Here is a 4,229-nt window from a genome sequence, read left to right as displayed (position 1 = left end):
GCGGGGAGCGAGCAGCACCACGGCGACGGCCGCGGCGAGCAGGACGAGGAGCGCGACCACGGTCAGCGCTTGCGGGGGGCGAGGGCCGACCGCAGCAGGTCTGCGTCGGTCTCGCTGAGGTCGCCGACGAACTTGAGGAGCACGGCGCGGCGGTCCTCGTTCTGGCTCAGCGCGTCGACCATGGTGCGGCTCGCGCTCTCGGCGGCGGTGAAGGTGGCGGCGAAGCGCTGCTTGCGCGGCGAGTCGCCCGATCGCACGACCTCGCCCTTCTCGGTCAGTCGCTCGAGGGCGGTGAGCACCGTCGTGTAGGCGGGCTCGTCGCCGACGATCTCCTCCTGGATCTGCGCGGCCCCGACGGGTTCGTCGTGTGCGCGCAGCACCGTGAGGATCGCGGCCTCCAGCTCGCCCCTGCCGCGCGTGCGCACACCTGCCATCTGCGTACCTCCGTGCGTGATTCTACGAGATGTGGAGACAAGGATGCCGCGCCTCAACGCGCTAGACAAGACGTAGAGTTGTCTCCGACACATCGCCGATGGGCGCGCGCGGCGCGGTCGGCACGAGAACGAGGCGAATCATGACCCAGGACCTGGCCGACATCCAGCTGCTGCGCATCGACGGCATGACCTGCTCCCACTGCGAGCACTCCGTCACCGAGGCGCTCGTCGCCCTTCCCGAGATCGCCGCCGTCACCGCCGACGCCGCCGCCGGCACGGCGCGCATCGAGGCCGTCGGCGCCCTCGACCTCGACCGGATCGACGCGGCGGTGACCGAAGCCGGATACCGCCTGGTGCGGTGAGCTCCGCCGCCGCGGTGGCCGCGGCATCCGCCGACGAGCTGCCGGCCTACGAGACCGCCCGTGACACGCGGCGCGGCGCGGTGCTTCTCGCGCTCGTCGTCGTCGCGCTGGTGATCATGCTCGGCACGCCGGTCGTCGTCGCGATCGTGCGCGGCGACACGAGCTACACGCAGCTGTTCCGCAGTTATCCGGGTCAGCTCACCGCGATCGCCGCGACTCTCGGGCGTGCGCTCGTCGACCTCGCCGGCTGGCTCACAGCCGGCTCGCTCGCGGTGCTGATGTTCCTGCTCGCGCGACCCGGCAAGGACCGCGTGATCATCGACGACCAGCCCGAATGGCACGTCGCCCGCTGGGCGTCGATCGCCTGGGCGGTGCTGGCCGCCGCGATGATCGTGATCGATGCGGCGGATGCCAACGGACTCAACGTGTTCGACGCGATCGGATCGCCGGCGCTCGGCTACCTGCTGCAGATCTCGTACCTGCCGGTCGCGTGGATCGTGGTCGCCGTGCTCGCCACCATCGCGGCCGTCGTCATCAACTTCGCCGTCACCTGGGTGGGACTACTGATCCCGCTCTGGTGCAGTGCGATCGCTCTGCTGGCCCCGGTCGTGGTCGGTCAGATCCTCGTGGGTCCCGGTCACGACTTCGGCACCGACGCCGGAACCGTGCAGACCATCGCCGCGGCGGCACTGTTCGGAAGCGGTATCCTGCTCGCGCTCCGCGTCTGGCGGGGCCGACTGCTGCGGCCCGCCACGCTGCGACGCTTCTGGCTGCTGGGCGTCGTCGCCTGGGCCCTTGCCGCAGGAGCGGCGATCGTGCTCGCGTTCTTCAAGCTCGCCGGTCCCGGCGCCTGGGTGAACCCGACCTGGTACTTCGTGATCGCGCAGGGTGTCGTGCTCGCGGCGACCGGTGTGCTGCTGTTCGCGGGGTTCCGCGCCTTCCGGGCGGGTTCCCTGACGAGCCTCCGGGTGACGATCCTCGCGACCTCCATCGCCGCGTGCGGCGTCGCGTTCTTCGCCATCGCCGAGGCGATGATGCGGGTGCCTCCGCCGCAGTACTTCCTGCCGAGCGACATCACCGAGGTGTATCTCGGCTTCGATCTGCCGATCGCGCCGAACTTCCTCGTGCTGGCGACGAACTGGCGGCCGAACATCCTGTTCCTGGTGATCGCGGCGGCGGGCCTCGCCCTGTATTACGGGGCGCTGTGGCGCCTGCGGCGTCGCGGCGACCACTGGCCGCTCGGCCGCACGATCGCGTGGACCCTCGGATGGGTGACGATCGTGGTCGCGACCTCCTCGGGGTTCGGCCAGTACTCCGGTGCCCACTTCGGCATCCACATGATCGTGCACATGACCCTGAACATGCTCGGGCCGCTGCTGCTGGTCATGGGCGGCGTCGTGACCCTGCTGCTGCGTGCGACGACGCCGCATCGCCGCGGCGAGCCGGCCGGTCCGCATGAATGGCTCACCGAGCTGCTGCACTGGCCGGGGCTGCGCATCCTCTACAACCCGCTCGTCGTGTTCGTGCTGTACATCGCCTCGTACTACGGGCTGTACCTGTCGGGCCTGTTCGAGGCGATCATCCGATACCACTGGGCCCACCAGGCGATGAACATCCACTTCCTGATCGCCGGGTATCTCTTCTACGGGCTCGTCATCGGCGTGGACCGCCCGCCGAGGCCGCTGCCGCCGATCGGCAAGCTGGGCTTCGTGCTCGCCGCGATGCCATTCCATGCCTTCTTCGGCATCATCCTGATGACGGCCTCGGTGCCGGTCGCGGAGAACTTCTACGCGACCCTCGACCTGCCCTGGAACCAGGACCTCATGGCCGCGCAGTACCTCGGTGGCGGCGTCGCGTGGGCGGGGGGAGAGATCCCGCTGATCATCGTCGTGGTGGCTCTCGGCATCCAGTGGGCCCGCCAGGACCAGCGCGAGGCCGCCCGCAAGGACCGCCACCTCGACAGCGGGCTCGACGACGACTTCGACGCCTACAACCGCATGCTCGCACGGCTGCAGGCCCGCGGGGGGACTGCTCCGGTGACGGATGCCGCCCCCGCCGTTGCGGCGACCACCGGACCCGCCGCTCCGAGCGCCGCCGCCGACCCGGGGGAGACCCGCCCGTGACCACGCCCGTCGACACGCTGCCGCTCGCCGACCTCGACCGTGTCGAGCTCTCGATCGGCGGGATGACCTGCGCCGCCTGCGCGGGCCGTGTCGAACGCGCCCTGGGAAAGCTCGACGGCGTCACCGCATCGGTCAACTTCGCGACCGAGCGCGCCGTCGTGACGGGCCTCGCGCCCGAGCAGGCCGATCAGGCGGTCGCGGCGGTCAAGAAGGCCGGGTACGAGGCATCCGTGCGGGTCGACGGCGACGACGAGTGGAGTCGACGTGCCGCGGTCGACCGCGTCACGAGCCTGCGTCGACGCCTGCTGGTGTCGGCGATCCTCACCGTGCCGCTCATGGACATCACCCTCGTGCTGGCGCTCGTGCCGGGCCTGCGCTTCCCGGGATGGGAGCTGCTGTGCGTGCTGCTGTCGCTGCCCGTCGTGACGTGGGCGGCGTGGCCGTTCCATCGCGCGACCGCCCGCAACCTGCGTCACGGCTCGGTGACCATGGACACGCTCGTCTCGCTCGGCATCCTCGCCTCGTTCGGGTGGGCCGTCGCGACGATCCTCATGGGCGAGGGCGGGTCGTCGTACTGGATCGGCTACGGTCAGACCCCCGCGGGCGCGAGCGCCATCTATCTCGATGTCGCCGCGGGCATGACCACGTTCCAGCTCGCGGGCCGCTACTTCGAGTCGCGTTCGCGGCGTAAGGCGGGCGACGTGCTCGACGCGCTCGCCGCCCTCGCGCCCGACCGGGCGCGCGTGGTGCGCGACGGGGTCGAGGTCGTCGTGCCCTCGGGTCAGGTGCGCGTCGGCGAGCTCGTCGTCGTGCGGGCGGGGGAGACCATCCCCGTCGACGGACAGGTCGTCGAGGGGCGTGCGTTCGTCGACACGAGCACCGTCACCGGCGAGCCCGTGCCCCGCGAGACGACCGTCGGCGACCTCGCCGTCACCGGCACGACGAGCGCCGACGGGCGGCTCGTGCTGCGCGCAGTCGCGGTCGGCGCCCACACCCAGCTCGCTCAGATGACCGCGATCGCCGAGCGCGCGCAGGCCTCCAAGGCCCGCGTCGAAGCGCTCGTCGACCGCATCGTGCGCGTCTTCGTGCCGGTCGTGATCGCGCTCGCCATCGCCGTCGGCGTCGCGTGGCTCTGGGCCGGCGCCCAGCCCGCCCACGCGATCGGCGTCGGCATCTCGGTGCTCATCATCGCCTGCCCGTGCGCCCTCGGGCTCGCGACCCCCACCGCCCTCATGGTCGGCATCGGGCGCGGTGCCCAGCTCGGCATCCTCATCAAGGGGCAGAGCGCGCTCGAGGCCTCCGGCCGCATC

Annotated in this window: 4 protein-coding genes; 3 read left to right on the top strand and 1 reads right to left on the bottom strand. The window is 71.3% G+C overall.

Translation table 11 applies throughout. The features are described from left to right. Nucleotides 1-62 precede the first annotated feature (62 nt). Nucleotides 63-434 (bottom strand): BlaI/MecI/CopY family transcriptional regulator, encoded by a 372-nt coding sequence (locus ASG00_RS11030; RefSeq protein WP_045246655.1) that lies wholly within the window; start codon nt 432-434, stop codon nt 63-65. A 140-nt stretch (nt 435-574) separates the two neighbouring features. On the opposite strand from ASG00_RS11030, the gene ASG00_RS11025 reads away from it, so the two are divergent. The 3 genes from ASG00_RS11025 to ASG00_RS18185 form a co-directional block, all read left to right on the top strand. After that, entirely contained in the window at nt 575-796 is a 222-nt protein-coding gene (locus ASG00_RS11025) for a heavy-metal-associated domain-containing protein (protein ID WP_045246656.1), read from the top strand. Further along, nucleotides 793-2,919, top strand: a complete 2,127-nt coding sequence (locus ASG00_RS11020; RefSeq protein ID WP_056209522.1) for a cytochrome c oxidase assembly protein — start codon at nt 793-795, stop codon at nt 2,917-2,919. Before ASG00_RS11025 ends, ASG00_RS11020 begins: the two co-directional genes overlap by 4 nt. Further along, nucleotides 2,916-4,229, top strand: a 1,314-nt coding sequence (locus tag ASG00_RS18185) for a heavy metal translocating P-type ATPase (protein ID WP_442922640.1), incomplete at its 3' end; no start/stop codon positions are given. The genes ASG00_RS11020 and ASG00_RS18185, both read left to right, overlap by 4 nt.

This window comes from Microbacterium sp. Leaf351, assembly GCF_001423825.1.
GTDB lineage: Bacteria > Actinomycetota > Actinomycetes > Actinomycetales > Microbacteriaceae > Microbacterium > Microbacterium ginsengisoli.
This window is presented reverse-complemented; position numbering and strand designations above follow the sequence as displayed.

Coding starts and splice junctions, on each gene's coding strand:
- ASG00_RS11030 (WP_045246655.1), bottom strand. CDS start 434: ATGGCAGGTGTGCGCACGCGCGGCAGGGGCGAGCTGGAGGCCGCGATC.
- ASG00_RS11025 (WP_045246656.1), top strand. CDS start 575: ATGACCCAGGACCTGGCCGACATCCAGCTGCTGCGCATCGACGGCATG.